This is a genomic window from Methylophilus sp. 'Pure River' (genome assembly GCF_046765995.1).
In the GTDB taxonomy this organism is placed as follows: domain Bacteria; phylum Pseudomonadota; class Gammaproteobacteria; order Burkholderiales; family Methylophilaceae; genus Methylophilus.
The window spans coordinates 82,395-99,087 of sequence record NZ_JBKOUE010000010.1; the positions used below are offsets into that span (position 1 = coordinate 82,395).

13 protein-coding genes are annotated in these 16,693 nt (G+C 52.1%); 4 read left to right on the plus strand and 9 right to left on the minus strand.

Annotated features, from left to right (window positions below):
• Window positions 1-771 (minus strand): exodeoxyribonuclease III, encoded by a 771-nt coding sequence (xth, locus tag ACIDE9_RS12540; protein ID WP_411995108.1) that lies wholly within the window; start codon window positions 769-771, stop codon window positions 1-3.
• 196 nt (window positions 772-967) lie between these two features.
• Between xth and ACIDE9_RS12545 the strand changes: the two genes are divergently transcribed.
• Together ACIDE9_RS12545 and ACIDE9_RS12550 are read left to right on the plus strand one after the other, a co-directional pair.
• Window positions 968-2,164, plus strand: a complete 1,197-nt coding sequence (locus tag ACIDE9_RS12545; protein WP_411995076.1) for a CynX/NimT family MFS transporter — start codon at window positions 968-970, stop codon at window positions 2,162-2,164.
• Between the two features lie 196 nt (window positions 2,165-2,360).
• The gene (locus tag ACIDE9_RS12550) at window positions 2,361-6,074 is read left to right on the plus strand and encodes an EAL domain-containing protein (RefSeq protein ID WP_411995077.1); all 3,714 of its coding nucleotides are present in this window, start codon (window positions 2,361-2,363) and stop codon (window positions 6,072-6,074) included.
• Between the two features lie 29 nt (window positions 6,075-6,103).
• On the opposite strand, the gene ACIDE9_RS12555 is transcribed toward ACIDE9_RS12550, so the two are convergent.
• From ACIDE9_RS12555 to dapF, 5 genes are all read right to left on the minus strand, one after another.
• Window positions 6,104-6,556, minus strand: a complete 453-nt coding sequence (locus tag ACIDE9_RS12555) for a YiiD C-terminal domain-containing protein (RefSeq protein ID WP_411995078.1) — start codon at window positions 6,554-6,556, stop codon at window positions 6,104-6,106.
• Between the two features lie 99 nt (window positions 6,557-6,655).
• Entirely contained in the window at window positions 6,656-7,240 is a 585-nt protein-coding gene (locus ACIDE9_RS12560) for a superoxide dismutase (RefSeq protein ID WP_411995079.1), read from the minus strand.
• A 168-nt stretch (window positions 7,241-7,408) separates the two neighbouring features.
• Window positions 7,409-8,290 (minus strand): tyrosine recombinase XerC, encoded by an 882-nt coding sequence (gene xerC, locus ACIDE9_RS12565; RefSeq protein WP_411995080.1) that lies wholly within the window; start codon window positions 8,288-8,290, stop codon window positions 7,409-7,411.
• Between the two features lie 81 nt (window positions 8,291-8,371).
• Window positions 8,372-9,025 (minus strand): DUF484 family protein, encoded by a 654-nt coding sequence (locus ACIDE9_RS12570; RefSeq protein ID WP_194752746.1) that lies wholly within the window; start codon window positions 9,023-9,025, stop codon window positions 8,372-8,374.
• Between the two features lie 21 nt (window positions 9,026-9,046).
• Window positions 9,047-9,877: a diaminopimelate epimerase gene (dapF, locus tag ACIDE9_RS12575; RefSeq protein ID WP_194752747.1), complete on the minus strand. Its 831-nt coding sequence runs from the start codon at window positions 9,875-9,877 to the stop codon at window positions 9,047-9,049.
• Window positions 9,878-10,043: 166 nt separating this feature from the next.
• Between dapF and metK the strand changes: the two genes are divergently transcribed.
• Both metK and ACIDE9_RS12585 read left to right on the plus strand, forming a co-directional pair.
• Entirely contained in the window at window positions 10,044-11,207 is a 1,164-nt protein-coding gene (gene metK, locus ACIDE9_RS12580; RefSeq protein ID WP_411995081.1) for a methionine adenosyltransferase, read from the plus strand.
• Between the two features lie 133 nt (window positions 11,208-11,340).
• A complete protein-coding gene (locus ACIDE9_RS12585) occupies window positions 11,341-12,570 on the plus strand; it encodes an HD-GYP domain-containing protein (protein WP_194752749.1) in 1,230 nt (409 codons plus the stop codon).
• A gap of 64 nt (window positions 12,571-12,634) precedes the next feature.
• On the opposite strand, the gene topA is transcribed toward ACIDE9_RS12585, so the two are convergent.
• The 3 genes from topA to ACIDE9_RS12600 all read right to left on the minus strand — a co-directional run bounded on the left by topA (window position 12,635) and on the right by ACIDE9_RS12600 (window position 16,691).
• Window positions 12,635-15,250: a type I DNA topoisomerase gene (gene topA, locus ACIDE9_RS12590; RefSeq protein WP_411995082.1), complete on the minus strand. Its 2,616-nt coding sequence runs from the start codon at window positions 15,248-15,250 to the stop codon at window positions 12,635-12,637.
• Between the two features lie 110 nt (window positions 15,251-15,360).
• Entirely contained in the window at window positions 15,361-16,305 is a 945-nt protein-coding gene (gene ttcA / locus ACIDE9_RS12595; RefSeq protein WP_194752751.1) for a tRNA 2-thiocytidine(32) synthetase TtcA, read from the minus strand.
• 62 nt (window positions 16,306-16,367) lie between these two features.
• A complete protein-coding gene (locus ACIDE9_RS12600) occupies window positions 16,368-16,691 on the minus strand; it encodes a hypothetical protein (protein ID WP_411995083.1) in 324 nt (107 codons plus the stop codon).
• Window positions 16,692-16,693: the final 2 nt, after the last annotated feature.

Genomic DNA, 16,693 nt, shown 5'->3' on the forward strand with positions numbered 1-16,693 from the left:
TTACGCGTTTGCCAGTGTCAGCATAACTGGCGTGTGGTCGCTGGGGCGCTCCAGTTTGCGTGGTGCCTTGTCTATCACGCAGCTATCGCACAGCGGCTTTAAGGCATCACTGACCAGAATGTGGTCTATGCGCATGCCCATGTTGCGGCGGAATGCGGCCATGCGGTAATCCCACCAGCTAAACTGCCCGGCCTCGTCGTTAAACAGGCGAAAGCTATCGTGTAAACCCAGTGCCAATAATCGCTCAAAGGCTTCCCGTTCGGGCTGGCTCACCAGCACTTGCCCTTCCCAGGCAGCCGGGTCATGGCAATCTCTATCATCCGGCGCAATATTGTAATCCCCTAACAGTGCGAGTTTTTCGTGTTGTTTCAACTCGTCCGTCACCCAGTTCTGCAGAGCCGCCAGCCAATTGAGTTTGTATTGATATTTATCTGAATCCAGCGCCTGGCCATTGACCACATAGGCGCAAATTATACGTACGCCCTGTATCGTAGCCGCAATAATACGCTTTTGTTCATCGGCAAAATTTGGCAGGTCAACATGGACATCTTGCAGTGGATGCGGGCTGATAATCGCCACGCCATTATAGGTTTTCTGGCCATTATGCACCGCATTAAACCCGGCTTCTTGCAAGGCAGCATAGGGAAACTTGCTATCTTCCTGCTTGGTTTCCTGTAGGCATAACACATCCGGCTGGTTGGCAGCCAGCCAGTCCAGCACATGTGGCAAGCGCACAGTCAGGGAGTTGACGTTCCAGGTAGCCAGTTTCAACAAAGTTCTCCACAAAAGAATCAGCAAAATGCGCTTGCAATGCGCCAAGGATGCACGCGCATTTTACACGACTCTTTTATCGCTGCCTGCCACGTAGGTGTCGACACGCGCTGCCATATCAGACAAATGGCGTATTTTTCAATCGCACGCTCCCCGTTACAGTGAGGTTTGCATGGTTTGAGATCAGGAGCAAAAGATGAAAAATAGTCAGGGAACCCTTGCGGGTTTCTCTAAAACGGAGTGGTGGTTAGTGTTGGCGATTGTGCTGGTAGCAATAGGTCTGCGGCCGGGGATTGTTTCCATGGGGCCTGCGTTGCCTGCCATCATCGACGCCTTTCAATTGAGTCACGCCATGGCCTCGATGATGACGGCGATTCCTGATGTATTAATGGGGGCATTGGCGTTGCCTACGCCGTGGCTGGTACGCCGATTTGGCGTCAATAACGTGCTGATGTTTGCGTTGAGTGTGCTGAGTCTTTCGATGTTAGTACGCGCTTACTCTGCCGGAAGTGGTTTGCTCATGACCAGCACCGTCGGCGTAGGGGCTGGTATTGCCGTTGCCGGCGCCATGTTTGCAGGCATCGTTAAAGCCAGTTTTGCCAATCGAGCGGCATTCATCATGGGCATTTATGCTACCGCCTTGTCATTGGGCAGCACTTTGTCGGCCGGGTTGACGGGCTGGATATTGCAAGCTGCGGGCTGGCGGGTCGCGACCGGCTTGTGGACAGTGCTGGGGGTGATTGCCATGGTGGCCTGGTGGCAAGTCATACGCAAATCAGTCACTACTCGCGCAGTCAATGTGACTTCGACACAGGCAGCACCCTCGCGCCTGCCTTTACGCACCCCTGTGGCCTGGATGATTGCCTTGTTCTTTGCCTGCGTTAACTTCCTGTTTTATGCCATTCTCACCTGGACGGCGGCGATGTATCAGGAAAGTGGCATGCCTGCTGCCGAGGCCGGCGCCGTCCTGGCCAGTTTTACGTTTTGCTTTATGTTGGCCAGCCCGGTGGTTGGCATGTATAGCAGACACCCTGATCGACGTGGTTGGCTCGCGGGATGTGCCTTGGTTTCTACTATTGGCCTGGCAGGCATGGCAACACCTGGTGCCTGGCCGTGGCTTTGGGTGCCGCTGACGGCGTTTGGTCTCGGCGGGGCATTTACGTTGGCCATGACCTTGCCGCTGGACAATACGCATACGCCGGATGCGGCCAATCGCTGGAATGCGTTCGTATTAACGGTTGGCTATCTGATTGCTGCGTGTGGCCCTTTTATTGTCGGTCGCATGCGCGATGTGAGTGGTCACTTCGAAGGTGGTTTTCAGTTGTTATGCCTGGTGTCTTGCCTGATGTTTTTGCTTGCATTTACCCTGAAGCCTGGCCAGGCCGCAGGGTAGTGATGAATCACTGATGATGCTTTCAGCACGCGTGATGGATGGGGGCTAAAGAGCATAGTCGTCAATTCGATTGATACAGCTATAAATTGTTGTCTGTTTGCTTAATGTGATGAGCCTGCTGTGCGGTATAAACACAGTTGGATGAGATTGGCCGTGATCGGCTAATCCAATGTTTTTTCACGTTGTTCGGATACTCATGAAGCGCGGATTGATTCTTACATTATGCAAATGGCTGCTGGCATGCGTGTGCCTGGCGATTGCGACTGTGACCGCTGCGTCCGAGCATATCAAGTTACAACTCAAGTGGCATCACCAGTTTCAGTTCGCCGGTTATTATGCGGCCCAGCAACAGGGCTATTACCGTGATGAAGGGCTGGACGTCGAGATCATCGAAGGCAGCAAGGATAGGCCGCCTTTACAGCAGGTGTTGTCAGGCCAGGCAGACTACTCGATTGGGGATTCAGAGATCCTGGTCTCCCGCGTTGCTGGTAAACCTGTGGTCGCGCTGGCCGCCGTTTTTCAGCACTCTCCTTATGTCATGCTCAGCTTGAATGAAAGTGGCATATACCAGCCTGAAGATCTGATCGGCAAACGCATCATGATGTCTGGCGATCAAGGCGGCCTGCAGTTTAAAGCCATGTTGCTCAAACGCAATCTAGATATCAGGCAGATGACCATTTTGCCGCATAGCTGGCGTTTGCAGGACTTGATTGATGGCAAGGTGGATGCGATCTCGGCCTACGCCATGGATGAACCTGTGCAATTACAGCAAATGGGATACTCGCCTGCCATCATTAGTAACCAGGGCTATGGCGTGGATTTTTATGGTGATATTTTATTCACGACCGAGCGAGAATTGGCCATGCACCCGGAGCGCGTGGACGCTTTTCTGCGAGCGACTAAAAAAGGGTGGGCATACGCATTCAATCATAAAGAGACGCTGGTCGAGCAGATTGCCGCTATGCCTGGGGTATCCAAACGTGGGATCACCAAGCAAACGCTGATGCAGGAAGCCCGTTTGATGGTGCCCTATGTGTTGTCAGAAGTGGTCCCCTGGGGGCATATGAATGAAGACCGTTGGGATAGTATTGCCAGCACGTTTGCTGAGCTCGGGCTGATTCCGGCGCAATACAGCCTGAAAGGGTTTGTGTATCAGGGCGATGTGCTGGTGAAACGGCCCTATATGCTGTGGTTCACGCGAGGTGTGGCTATTCTGTTGCTGGTATTAGGGGTGACTTTTCTGTGGAACTTGCAGATCAGGCGGCAAGTGGTCCATCGCACCCAGGCATTACAAAACGAAATTGACCGTCGTACACAAGCGGAGTACTTGCTCAAGGTGGCAGGCAGCGTGGCGAAAATCGGCGGTTGGGTGATAGATCTTAAAACCAACCTTATACATTGGTCAGACGAAGTGGCCATTTTGCATGATATGCCGCCGGGTTACTCGCCAACGGTAGAAGAAGGCTTAAGTATGTTTGTGCCTGAGTATCAGGCATTGATGTGTAGCGCGATTCGACAATGTATTGATGAAGGCATGCCTTATGACCTGGAAATGGAAAAGATCACGGCCAATGGTCGCCGTTTCTGGGTGCGCGCCATGGGGCGGCCGGTGCGCGATAGCGAAGGCAATATCGTTAAACTGCAAGGATCATTGCAGGATATTACCGCACACAAACAGCTCGCGGCTATCAAACAGGGGCAAGATAGAATTCAGGCCATGATGCTGGCCGATGTAGCGTTGCCAGACATTTTGCACGCTGCCGTGTTACTTATCGAACAGCATTTCCCGGATGTCAGTTGTGCCATGTTGCTGCTGGATAAAGAAGGCCAGCATTTGCGCCGTGCCGCTTCTGCCAAGCTACCTGCGGCCTATGCAAAAGCCATTGATGGCCTCGAGTTGGGCACTTGTGGCATTGCCGCGCTGACAGAAGGCCGCGTGATTGCTGAAGATATCAGTACGCATCCCTTATGGCGGACATGCAGTGAACTGGCCATCACCCATGGATTGCGCGCCTGCTGGACCATGCCGATTTTATCGCGCAGCCGTCGTGTACTGGGGGTGCTGGCCATGTATCGCCAGCAACGGCATAGCCCGCACGTGACAGAACTGGATTTTATCGACAGCTACGCCCAGATCCTCGGGCTGGCGATTGAGCGTGAACAGTCAGATGAGCAACTGCATTTGTTGCGAAATGGAGTGTCCAGGCTCAATGATATTGTGATGATTACCGAATCGCCGCTGCACGCGCCCATGCAGCAAAAGATCGTGTTTCTGAACGACGCATTTACCCGTATTACTGGCCGATCAGTCGACTTACTAGGGGGTATTTCCCCCTTTGAGTTATTTCAGGAGGCGACACCAGGGCGTGAACTGGAGCGCATCAAAGAAGCCTTCCAGCACATGCGCCCAGTCAAAACCGAGGTGGTGACTGTGAATGAGGACGGCGTAGGCATTTCACTTGAAATGGATGCACTGCCGTTGCTGGATAAAGGGGGCTTGGTCACCCATTGGGTGGCGGTGCTCAGGGATATTACTGAACGCAAACAGGCTGATGCGCAAATTCGCCAACTGGCTTATTACGACACCATGACCGGCTTGCCTAACCGCATGTTGTTGCAGGAAAAGCTGGCATCCCATGTGCGCAAAGCCATGCGCAAGGAAACCGGCGGCGCCTTGCTGTTTATTGATATCGATAACTTTAAAACACTCAATGATACGCATGGCCACGATGTGGGGGATGCCTTGCTGGTTGAAGTGGCCAAGCGCATCAAACAGTCAGTGCGACGCTTTGATACTGTCAGCCGCCTGGGCGGCGATGAGTTTGTCGTCGTGCTCGACAGCTTGCATCATGATGCCGCACAGGCCGAAAAGCAGGCCAGACGCGTGTGCGAAAAGATTCTGGCTGCGTTTAAAAAGCCATTTAACCTCAAGCATTACCAACACTACACCACGCCCAGTATCGGCGTTGTGCTGTTTGATCCGGAACACATGAGCCAGGCAGACGAGCTGCTGCGCCGTGCCGACATGGCGATGTATAAAGCCAAAGAAGCCGGACGCAATGGTTATCAGTTCTTTGATACGCAAATGGAAACTGAGCTGCGCCAACGCGCGGCGCTGGAAGCTGATTTGCACATTGCGCTTGAAAAACAGGAGTTCATCCTGCATTTTCAGCCGCAATACGACCAGCAACACCATATCGTGGGTGCTGAAGCACTTGTGCGCTGGCAGCATCCTGACCATGGCGTGATTATGCCGGGGCAATTTATCAGCCTGGCAGAAAATACCGGCCAGATTGTGGCGTTGGGCCGCTGGGTATTGCAAGAAGCATGCGGCATGTTGCAGCGCTGGGCCGATCACCCGGCGCTACGTCACCTGGTGCTGTCGGTTAATGTCAGTCCCAAGCAATACTTGCAGCCAGAGTTTGTGGCAGAAGTGCAGCAAATGCTTGCTGACACAGGCATAGACCCCGGCAACCTCAAGCTGGAACTGACGGAAAGCATGCTGGTCGATAATGTGGAGGACATCATTGCCAAGATGGCTGCCCTCAAGCAAACCGGTGTCTGCTTCTCGCTGGACGATTTTGGCACTGGGTATTCTTCGTTGTCTTACCTGAAACGCTTACCGTTTGACCAGTTGAAAATCGACCAGTCTTTTGTGCGCGATATGCTCAATGGCCACGACCACGAAAGTATCGTCAACGCCATCATTTCACTGGCGCAGAGCCTCAAGTTGGAAATCCTGGCCGAAGGTGTCGAAACCGAAGCGCAGCTCAATGTACTGCAGGACCTAGGTTGCGAAATTTTCCAAGGCTATTACTTTACGAGGCCTTTGCCCTTAGAGATGTTTGAAGCCTGGGTTGCCCAGTCGCAACAGCCTGCCAGGAGCAACGCTGCCTTACAGGCCATATAAGAGCCATGTCTGTGCAGCGTGGAGGTGACTCAGCTCGGTTGGTATAACACAAACACACCTTGAAACGTGGACGTTACTCTGGCTTCGCACAGAATGTGCGCATTCACGACCAGTTTGGCCCGTCCACGCTGGCGGTAACTGTCCAGGAATAATGGCCAGTCCTGCACGGATTGCAAGGTCGCCACACACTCAAAATCGCTATGCACTGGTAGCAGGAACTTGATCTCCTGCTGCTTGATCACCAGATTTCCCGTCAGTCCGGCTTGCTGTATTTTGTGTTGCAGCAATGACCAGGCCGTCGTGATCGAAATGGCGGCAATACTGCCACCAAATACAATATCCAGATGATTTTTATTAAGCGCATAAGAGCCACGCACGTGCAGTTCGGTGTCTGCAATCTGCGTGATCTGGATACCCAGATTCCTGGTTTGCGGGATCAGTTCAAACAGCTTTTGTTCAAAGGTGGTTTCAAGAGTGGTCATTGCTTGTCCTTATGGCGGCGGCTTAAAAGTAAAAAGCCTCAAGCAAGGCTTGAGGCTTTTAGAGGCTAGCCATTGTTGATTGCTCAACAATAGTCGACATTAAGCCGCGAAATTCTTCGCCGCGAATTCCCAGTTCACCAGGTGATTCAGGAATGTTTCGACAAATTTTGGACGCACATTGCGGTGGTCGATGTAGTAAGCGTGTTCCCATACGTCGATAGTCAGCAAGGCAGTGTCGCCAGTCGTCAGCGGGGTGCCTGCGGCGCCCATGTTGACGATATCAACAGAGCCGTCCGCTTTTTTCACCAGCCATGTCCAGCCTGAACCGAAGTTACCCACGGCTGAAGCCTGAAAAGCCTTTTTGAACTCTTCGTATGAACCCCATTTGGCGTTAATGGCTGCTGCCAATGCACCGCTTGGCTCGCCGCCACCGTTTGGAGACAGGCAGTTCCAGAAGAACGTGTGGTTCCAAACCTGGGCTGAGTTATTGTAGATGCCAGCAGAAGATTTTTTGATGATGTCTTCCAGCGCCGCATTTTCAAACTCGGTCCCTTTGATCAGGTTGTTGAGGTTGGTCACATACGCTTGGTGATGCTTGCTGTAGTGGTAGTCAAATGTTTCTTCTGACATGTGTGGGGCCAATGCATTTTTTGCAAATGGCAAAGCTGGTAAGGCGTGTTCCATGGAGTTTCCTTTTTTGGTTTGTTGAAATGGTTGCCTGCTTTTGTAAGCTAAGACGTTGCGACATTAGAGTCACGAGACTGGCAAAGGTTTACCAATTTAGTAGGGTTATTTTGCCATATTTTGCGGTCTAGCAAAACCTTGACTGCGCCATCATTGTGCAGAAGGGGGTTATTTCTTGCGTGCACGCGGATGGGCAGCGTCGTAAATTTTACTCAAATGTTGAAAGTCTAGATGGGTGTAAACCTGGGTGGTGCTGATATTGGCATGTCCCAGCATTTCTTGCACGGCACGTAAATCACCGCTACTTTGCAAGACATGACTGGCAAAGCTGTGGCGCAACATGTGCGGGTGCACATGATTATGCAGCCCTTGTTTTGTGACCCAGTGGTTGATACGGGTTTGCACGGTGCGGGCATGGATGCGGCGGCCTTGCTGGCTAACAAAGACGGCCATTTCTGCTGGACGTTTAGTGAGCCACAGCGACCTTATGGCCAGCCAGTCTTTGAGCGCAGAGATGGCTTTGCTGCCCAAGGGCACCATGCGGGTTTTGTTGCCTTTACCAATCACTGTGATCAGGCCTTCTTGCAGGTCCAGTCTGTCCAGATTCAGGCCAACCAGCTCGCTCAGGCGCAGGCCTGAGGAGTAAAACAGCTCCAGCATGGCACGGTCGCGTTGCGTAATCGCTTCATCCCCTTCAATCTCGACCAGTTTGATCGTTTGTTCAATCGACAGTGCGTGTGGCAAAGATTTTGGTGCTTTAGGTGCGCGCAAACCAATCACGGGATTGGCCGGAAAATTTTTATGTAACACCAGGTAGCGGTAAAAACCACGCCAACTGGACAAAATACGTGCGATGCTGCGGCCATGCATGCCCTGGCTGTTGAGACTGGCTATTTGGCGACGAATGTCTTGCGGGGTGAGTGACTGCAGTTTGTCTGCATGTTGTTGTAACAAGCGCTCAATATCGCGCTGGTAGTTATTGCGCGTGTGCTCGCTGAGCCCACGTTCAAAGTGCAGGAAGTCGAGGTAGTCATCCAGCAGCTCATGCATGATGACCGCCTCTAAGAATAGGCCCTACGCTGACAATTGCCGCAAGAATATCCCTCTTGGCGGAAACCTCAGCGGGGGCTTTCATATGATGTATCTGGCCAGAGAAGCGCTGACCAACTCTCCGATACGGTTGAGGAACAGGGTGCCCATGCCCGCGTAGAAGCGGCTACGTTGTTCACTGGGGATCGCCATCAGGCCAAAAGTGACCTCCTGGTAGCGCATAGGGATCACTGCCAGTGACGCAGGGGTATCCGTAAACCAGCCGGCGATATCCATGGTGGGCAAGGTGCCGCAATAAGGCTGGCTCAGGTCTTTGGCCCAGTTTTTGAGTGAGTCTTCTGCGTCTATGAACAGGTGGTCAGCAGCATGACTGTCGTTGACCCAGAGCTTGAGTTGCGCATTAGGCAACTGGAAGTGTGTCGCCAGAAACTCCACCAGGTGGGTATGAAGTGCGGCGACATCCTTGGCAAATAACAGCCCAAGTGTCAGCTCGTGCACCTTGTTTGCCGTGGCTTCGTTTTCTTCGGCGGTTAAAATCAGCTCGGTAAAGCGTGATTCGAGTACGCGTATTTTGTCGCGCTGGGCAATCTGCTGGCGTTCTGCCAGTGAGATGGTGCCTTTGCCATGTGGGCTGGGTAAAAAGAGCTCTGCCAGCAAGTGTGCATGACTTTCGAAAAAGTCTGGATGCGCCTTGAGGTAGTGCTTGATATCGCTTTCGTTAATGCTGTCTTCCATGATACTGCTGTTCTTATCTCTCTAAATCTCGATTTCGCCGTCAAAGACAATCTCTGCCGGTCCTGTCATCATGACCGGTGCGTGATCGCCCGCCCATTGAATGGTTAAAATGCCGCCACGGGTGTGCACTTTGACCGGGCTTTGCAATGCGCCCAGTTGTATGCCACTGACTGCCGCGGCACATGCCCCTGTGCCACAGGCCAAGGTTTCACCACTGCCGCGTTCATACACGCGCAGGTTGATTTCATGCTCGTTAAGTACCTGCATAAAACCCGCATTCACCCGTTGCGGGAAGCGTGGGTGAGATTCGATTTGTGGCCCCAGGCTAGCGACTTCGGCCGTGTGTACGTTGTCTACCAGCATGACGGCATGCGGGTTACCCATGGATACCGCACTCACGGTCACGGTTTCGTGGTTGAGCGGGAGTTCGTAAGAGGTGGCTTGTGCCTCGGCCTCAAATGGAATCTGCTTGGGGACAAAGCGCGGTGCGCCCATGTTGACCGTCACTTGCCCATCATCCTGCAGCATTAGCGTAATGACGCCGCTGGCAGTTTCAACTTTAATCTCATGTTTCTGTGTCAGGCCTTTTTCAACCACAAAGCGCACAAAGCAACGCGCGCCGTTGCCGCATTGCTCGACCTCACCACCATCGGCATTAAAAATGCGGTAGCGAAAATCCACGCCAGCGGTTTCCGTTGATTCGACCATCAGCAACTGGTCGCAACCGACGCCGAAAAAACGGTTGGCAATGTGCTGAATTTGGCTATGAGAAAGCTGTACAGGCGTTTTGGTGGCATCAATCACGACAAAGTCATTGCCCGCGCCCTGCATTTTGGTAAATCGTAATTTCATAGCTCAAGATGATACTCCATCGTGCCGTTGAAGGCATCCATAGAACGAAGATTTATTCCTTGGTATAAATAATCTCAGGTAGAATCTTTGTTCCCAATTTTGGGTGCTGGCTTCAGCCTTTAGTCAGTACCATTTATTAACTTTATTACTTTTCAAGGCGTCAAACATGAGTGAATATCTTTTTACTTCGGAATCCGTGTCCGAAGGCCATCCCGACAAATTAGCTGACCAGGTGTCTGATAGCATTCTGGATGCGATTTTAGCCCAAGACCCAACTGCGCGTGTCGCCGCAGAAACCCTGGCCAATACCGGCCTGGTTGTACTGGCCGGTGAAATTACGACCACTGCCAATGTCGACTACATCAAGGTCGCACGTGATGCGATCAAACGCATCGGCTATGACAATACCGAATACGGTATCGACTACAAAGGGTGCGCGGTATTGGTGGCTTATGACAAGCAATCTCCAGATATCGCCCAGGGTGTGGATAACGCCAACGATGATCCGCTGGATCAGGGCGCGGGGGACCAGGGCCTGATGTTTGGCTATGCCGTGAATGAAACGCCACAATTGATGCCATTGCCTATCTGGCTCAGCCACCGCGTGATGGAGCGCCAGTCCCAGTTGCGTAAAGATGGCCGTCTGCCATGGTTGCGCCCGGATGCCAAGTCACAAGTGACCATTCAGTATGTGGACGGCAAACCATTCAAGATTGATACCGTCCTGGTTTCTACGCAACATGCGCCAGAGATGTCTCTGGAGGCTATTCGTGAAGCAGTGATTGAAGAGATCATCAAGCCAACCTTGCCTGCCGAGTTGATTAAGGGCGAGATTAAATATCTGGTGAACCCGACCGGCCGCTTTGTCATCGGTGGTCCGCAAGGCGATTGTGGTCTGACTGGCCGCAAGATTATTGTAGATACCTATGGTGGCGCCGCGCCACACGGTGGTGGTGCATTCTCGGGTAAAGATCCTTCCAAAGTTGACCGTTCCGCTGCCTATGCAGGCCGTTATGTGGCGAAAAATATTGTTGCGGCCGGTTTGGCTGACAAGTGCCTGGTGCAGGTCAGTTACGCGATTGGTGTGGCACAGCCAACGTCTATCATGGTTGAAACCTATGGCACAGGCAAGATTTCGGATGAGCGCCTGACGCAACTAGTACGCGAGCATTTTGATCTGCGCCCAAAAGGCATCGTGAAGATGCTGGACCTGTTGCGTCCTATCTATAGCAAAACAGCGGCTTATGGCCACTTTGGCCGTGATGAGCCAGAGTTTAGCTGGGAGGCGACAGATAAAGCAGCCGCGTTGCGCGCCGCCGCAGGCTTGTAAGGCTGGCTGACATGCATGCTAAAACATGCATGTAAATGTAATTTTAAAGAGGGCTTTTAGCCCTCTTTTTTTTCATTTTTTTTCCGATATTCAATTATAAGATGTAAACATTGTGCGGGGCAGTCAGGGCGATATGTTAAAAACTATAACAGTCAAAGAGGTGCGGATGGGGATGTACATTCATGAGCTGAAAGGCCCGTGGATGGACCATCCATTTTGGCGTACCAAATTTGTGCTGAATGATCCTGTTGATCTGCAAAAGTTAAGAGCAAGCCATTTGCAGCAGGTGGTGATTGATATCAGTCAGGGATTGGATGTGCTGCCCGAGCCGGATGTTGTTGATCGCCAGCTCACGGATAAAGAAATGGCGATGCTGGAACTGGATGGGCCCGTTGTGGAAGAGAGTGCCAGCGCCGAAAAGTTGAAATCGACCACACTGGAAGCTGAACGTGAGCAGGCCGCCAAGATTATTGCTTCTTCGCGCCGCGCGATTGAGTCCATGTTTAAAGATTTACGCATGGGCAAGGCGATTGAAGCTGAGGCAGTGATGCCGCTCGTGGAAGAAATATCGGCTTCGGTTACGCGCAATGTGCATGCGCTGATTAGTCTGGTGCGTTTGAAAACAGTCGATGATTACACCTATATGCACTCGGTGGCTGTCTGTGCCCTGATGACTGCGCTTGCTAAAGAGCTTAAATTATCTGAAACCGAAGTAAAACAGGCCGGGTTGGCAGGTTTGATGCATGATATGGGCAAGGCGGGGATCCCGTTACAGATACTGAATAAACCTGGTTCACTGACCGATAACGAGTTTGATGTGATCCGCCAGCACCCTCAGTTGGGCCATGACATGCTGATCAAGGCCAATATATCTGACTCAGTGACCTTGGACGTGTGTTTGCATCACCATGAAAAAGTGGATGGGTCTGGTTATCCTGAACATTTAAGTGGCGAGCAAATGACCGTTTTTGCCAAGATGGGGGCGATCTGTGATGTTTATGACGCTGTGACTTCGACCCGCGCGTATAAACCGGCCTGGGAGCCTGGCATGGCTCTTAAACGCATGGCAAGCTGGAGTGGTCACTTTGACACTGAAGTGTTTAAGGCTTTTGTCAAAAGCCTGGGGATTTATCCGATCGGGACGGTAGTGATGCTCAAATCTGGTCGCCTGGCAGTGGTGGTCAAGCAAACGCCTGATAGTTTGCTCAAGCCAGTGGTCAAAGCATTCTTCTCAACAAAGTCGAAAATACATATCCCGGTGGAAGAGCTGGACTTATCAAAAGGCATGGATGAAATTATTGGTAATGATTCTGCCGCTACCTGGGGCGTGGGTAATATTGATCATCTGTGGTCCAATCATTGAGAGCCAGTCCATGATTTAGGGCGTAAAAAAAGGAGCTGGTGGCTCCTTTTTTAGTGTGTGTCATTTACTCTTCTGCTGATTTTTTAGTCCGCTTGCTCGTTGCCGCCTTAGTCGTGCTTGCTTTCTTGGTGGTGGCCTTTTTCACGGTTGTTTTTGTGGTCGCCGCTTTAGGTGCGGCAGCTTTCTTCGCCGCGGTTTTTTTAGCTGCTGGCTTCTTGCTGCTGGTTTTGCCACCGTCTTTGGCTGCTTTTTCTGCCAGTAATTCCAGGGCTTGTTCTACGTTGAGTTCTTCTGGTGCCACGCTCTTAGGCAAGGTAGCACGGATGCCGTTATGTTGCACATAAGGGCCAAAGCGGCCAGAAAATACTTCAATACGACCTTCGCCCGATGGATGTTCGCCCAAGTCGGCCAACGGGGTCGGCCCATTGGCAGCAGCCAGTAGTTTCACGGCGCCTTCAAGGTCTATGCTAAATACACTCTCGGTTTTGGGGATGGACTTGAACTTGCCATCATGATTCACATAAGGACCAAAGCGACCAATGTTGGCGACAATCTTTTTGCCGGTTTCCGGGTGCTGGCCCAGGTCGCGCGGCAGACTCAGCAGCATGTGCGCCGTGTCGATATTAATCTGGCTCAGCGGAATTTCTTTAGGGATGCTGACGCGTTTGGGTTTTTTCTTGTCGCCTTCGACTGGCTGCCCCACCTGTAAATAAGGACCATACGGGCCATTCATCAGGTAAATGTCTTTTTGTGTGTCGACGTCCTGCCCGATCACCACTGGCTCGCTGGCGGCATTGGCTTCGCCATCCAGGTTGCGTTTGTAATCACATTTTGGCGTGGCGTTATAGCCAGTACAGCCAATAAAGCTGCCGTAGCGACTGAGTTGTTTTTGCAACTGGCGGCCGCATTTCGGGCACATTTCATCAATGAGCTCGTTGCCTGGGCGTTCTACGTCGGCCTTCACCTGAATCTGCTGGTTAAAGCCCTGCCAGAACTTGTCCATGACCGGCACCCAGTCCAGATTGCCTTCGGCAATCTCGTCCAGCTCGTTTTCCAGCTTGGCAGTAAAGTCGTAATCCACGTACTGCGTGAAGTGCTCGGTGAGGAATTTATTGACCACGCGGCCGACATCAGTGGGCGTAAAGCGCTTTTTATCCAGCACCACATATTCGCGGTCTTGCAGCGTTGAGATAATGCTGGCGTAAGTCGAAGGGCGGCCAATGCCGTATTCTTCGAGTGCTTTGACCAGGCTGGCTTCTGAATAACGCGGTGGCGGCTCGGTAAAATGTTGTTCGCCGAAAATTCTCTCAACCGTCAATACCTCGCCGGTTTCCAGATGCGGCAACTTGGCTTCGGCGTCTTCGTCCTCTTTGTCGTCGTCTTTGCCTTCCATATAGACGGCAATAAAACCAGGGAATACCAGCGTTTGACCGGTGGCACGGAAGAGGTTGGCATCTGTGCCGACCGCTAAATCCACACTGACAGCATCATATTTGGCCTGTGTCATTTGGCAGGCCAGGGTGCGCTTCCAGATCATTTCATACAGTTTGAACTGCTCGTCGTTCAGGTACTGGCGCACGCTGGCAGGGGTACGTGTAATATCGGTCGGGCGAATCGCCTCGTGCGCCTCTTGCGCATTTTTGGCTTTGGTTTTGTACATGATGGGCGACTTGGGCAGGTAGTCTGCATCAAAGTGCTTTTTCACGTAATCGCGGATCTGCATCACGGCCTCAGCCGCCAGGCTGAACGAGTCGGTACGCATATAGGTAATCAAACCGACCGTGCCGCTGCCGACGTCCATGCCCTCGTATAATTGCTGCGCTACGCGCATGGCGCGGCTGGTGGTAAAGCCCAGTTTTCGCACGGCTTCCTGTTGTAGCGTAGAGGTAGTGAATGGCGCTGCCGGGCTGCGGCTACGTTGTTTTTTCTCAACGCGGGTCACCGTCGTTTTGCCAGCCGAGGCCAGTAATAGCTTGCCGACAATGTCGGCTTGCTGGTCATGGTTGGTGACCGTGAACTGTTCTACTTTCTGGCCGTTGAGCTGCACCAGTCTGGCATCAAAACCATGGGCATGCTTGAGCGCACCCATGTGGATGCTCCAGTATTCCTGGCTGGTAAAGGCTTCAATTTCCAGCTCGCGCTCTACAATCAGGCGCAGCGCCGGGCTTTGTACGCGGCCTGCTGACAAGCCGCGACGGATTTTTTTCCACAACAGGGGTGACAGATTAAAGCCGACCAGGTAGTCGAGTGCGCGGCGGGCTTGCTGTGCATTGACCAGGTCCATGGAAATATCACGTGGGTGGTCAATCGCGTGTTTTACCGCGGTTTGTGTAATCTCGTTGAACTCTACGCGTTTAATCAGCTTGTTTTTGACCAGTTTTTTTTCTGCCAGGATCTCGGCAATATGCCACGAGATAGCCTCGCCTTCGCGGTCCGGGTCGGTTGCCAGGTAAATGCTGTCAGCACTCTTCACGGCTTTGGCAATCGCATCTACATGCTTGCTGTTGCGGTCTATGATGTCGTACTTCATGGCGAACTGCTGCGTCGGGTCGACGGCGCCATTTTTAGGGATCAGGTCGCGCACATGCCCGTAAGAAGCCAGGACCTCAAAATCACCACCCAAATATTTTTTGAGGGTTTTGGCCTTGGAGGGTGATTCAACGATCAGCAGTTTTGACATTGAGCGGTCTGTGTAAGAGTTGGCTAGATAATAGCAAGCGTTTTAACAACTAGACAATATATCGGTGCGGAAAGTCATGAATTAAAGCCTTTCCACCCCAAAACGTTGTGTTATTCCTCAGTGCTGACTGCAACCGGGAACGGTTTGCGCGCAAATTCAATGCGTTTGTCATCTTGAGAGGCAATCGATAACGCCATGTCGTTGCCAGCAGAAAACTTTTCGTGGTCAAACATCGGGTCTTCGTCTTCTTCCTTGGCCTGGCTCAGGTGTTTGAAGTCATACAGGTCAAAGTCAGCCAGATGTGAAGGTTCTACATTGCCAATGGCACGGAAAATATTATTGATGCGCCCCGGTTGCTCGCGCTCCCAGTTGTTGAGCATATCCTTGATTTTCTGGCGTTGCAGGTTTTCCTGGCTACCGCACAAATCACACGGAATAATTGGGAACTGCATGCCGCGCGCATAAGCCGCGATGTCTTTTTCAGCACAATAGGCCAGTGGGCGAATGACCATGAATTCACCACGGTTGGTGGCCAGTTTTGGCGGCATGGCTTTCATTTTGGCGCCGTAAAACATATTGAGGAACAAGGTTTGCACGATGTCGTCACGGTGATGACCCAACGCGATTTTATTGGCACCCAACTGTTGTGCAGTGGTATAGATAATGCCACGGCGCAGGCGTGAGCACAGGCTGCAGGTGGTTTTACCTTCGGGGATTTTTTCTTTAACGATGGAGTACGTATCCGCTTCTACAATACGGTATTCCACGCCCAGTTTTTCCAGGTAGGCAGGCAAAATATCTGCCGGAAAACCTGGTTGTTTCTGGTCCAGGTTCATCGCAATCAATTTGAAGTTGATAGGCGCGCGTTCTTGCAATGCCAGCAAAATCATCAACATGGCGTGGCTATCCTTGCCACCACTCATGCACACGAGCACGGTGTCGCCGTCCTCAATCATGTTGTAATCGCCAATGGCTTTTCCAGTCGCGCTAATCAGTTGATTGCGCAGTTTGAGGAAGTTTTGGCTGACGTCGTCTGGATAATGTTTGGTCTTCATGGCGCGCATTATAGCGGAAAGCGATGTAAAGTCACGCTAAGTCTTTGATTATTCGAATTGATTTATTCGGCCAGTGCAACATCAGCATCACAGGCCGTATCCGCTGCAATCCAGCGTTTGAAGATGCGGCTGGCAATGTCGTTCATGCCCGCTGGCAACCAGCTGAGAAAACGGGCAGGTTCACTGACCATGCCACATAAATAACGTTGGGCTGAGTCGCTCCAGATCAGCGCCCGGCACGGGGCTCGGTGTGGCCAGAGTAATACCAGGCTGACCGGGCAAGGTTCGGCGGCACAACACACGCCACAACCGTTACATGTTTCACCCAATGCGGGCTTTGCTGGCGCTTGTGCGTGGATGGTGATGACTTGGGTATTTGTCCCCATGA

Bases quoted from the DNA above. Each gene is read 5' to 3' on its own strand.
- ACIDE9_RS12545 (WP_411995076.1), top strand. From the start codon at position 968: ATGAAAAATAGTCAGGGAACCCTTGCGGGTTTCTCTAAAACGGAGTGG.
- ACIDE9_RS12550 (WP_411995077.1), top strand. From the start codon at position 2,361: ATGAAGCGCGGATTGATTCTTACATTATGCAAATGGCTGCTGGCATGC.
- ACIDE9_RS12555 (WP_411995078.1), bottom strand. From the start codon at position 6,556: ATGACCACTCTTGAAACCACCTTTGAACAAAAGCTGTTTGAACTGATC.
- ACIDE9_RS12560 (WP_411995079.1), bottom strand. From the start codon at position 7,240: ATGGAACACGCCTTACCAGCTTTGCCATTTGCAAAAAATGCATTGGCC.
- xerC (WP_411995080.1), bottom strand. From the start codon at position 8,290: ATGCATGAGCTGCTGGATGACTACCTCGACTTCCTGCACTTTGAACGT.
- ACIDE9_RS12570 (WP_194752746.1), bottom strand. From the start codon at position 9,025: ATGGAAGACAGCATTAACGAAAGCGATATCAAGCACTACCTCAAGGCG.
- dapF (WP_194752747.1), bottom strand. From the start codon at position 9,877: ATGAAATTACGATTTACCAAAATGCAGGGCGCGGGCAATGACTTTGTC.
- metK (WP_411995081.1), top strand. From the start codon at position 10,044: ATGAGTGAATATCTTTTTACTTCGGAATCCGTGTCCGAAGGCCATCCC.
- ACIDE9_RS12585 (WP_194752749.1), top strand. From the start codon at position 11,341: ATGTTAAAAACTATAACAGTCAAAGAGGTGCGGATGGGGATGTACATT.
- topA (WP_411995082.1), bottom strand. From the start codon at position 15,250: ATGTCAAAACTGCTGATCGTTGAATCACCCTCCAAGGCCAAAACCCTC.
- ttcA (WP_194752751.1), bottom strand. From the start codon at position 16,305: ATGAAGACCAAACATTATCCAGACGACGTCAGCCAAAACTTCCTCAAA.
- ACIDE9_RS12600 (WP_411995083.1), bottom strand. From the start codon at position 16,691: ATGGGGACAAATACCCAAGTCATCACCATCCACGCACAAGCGCCAGCA.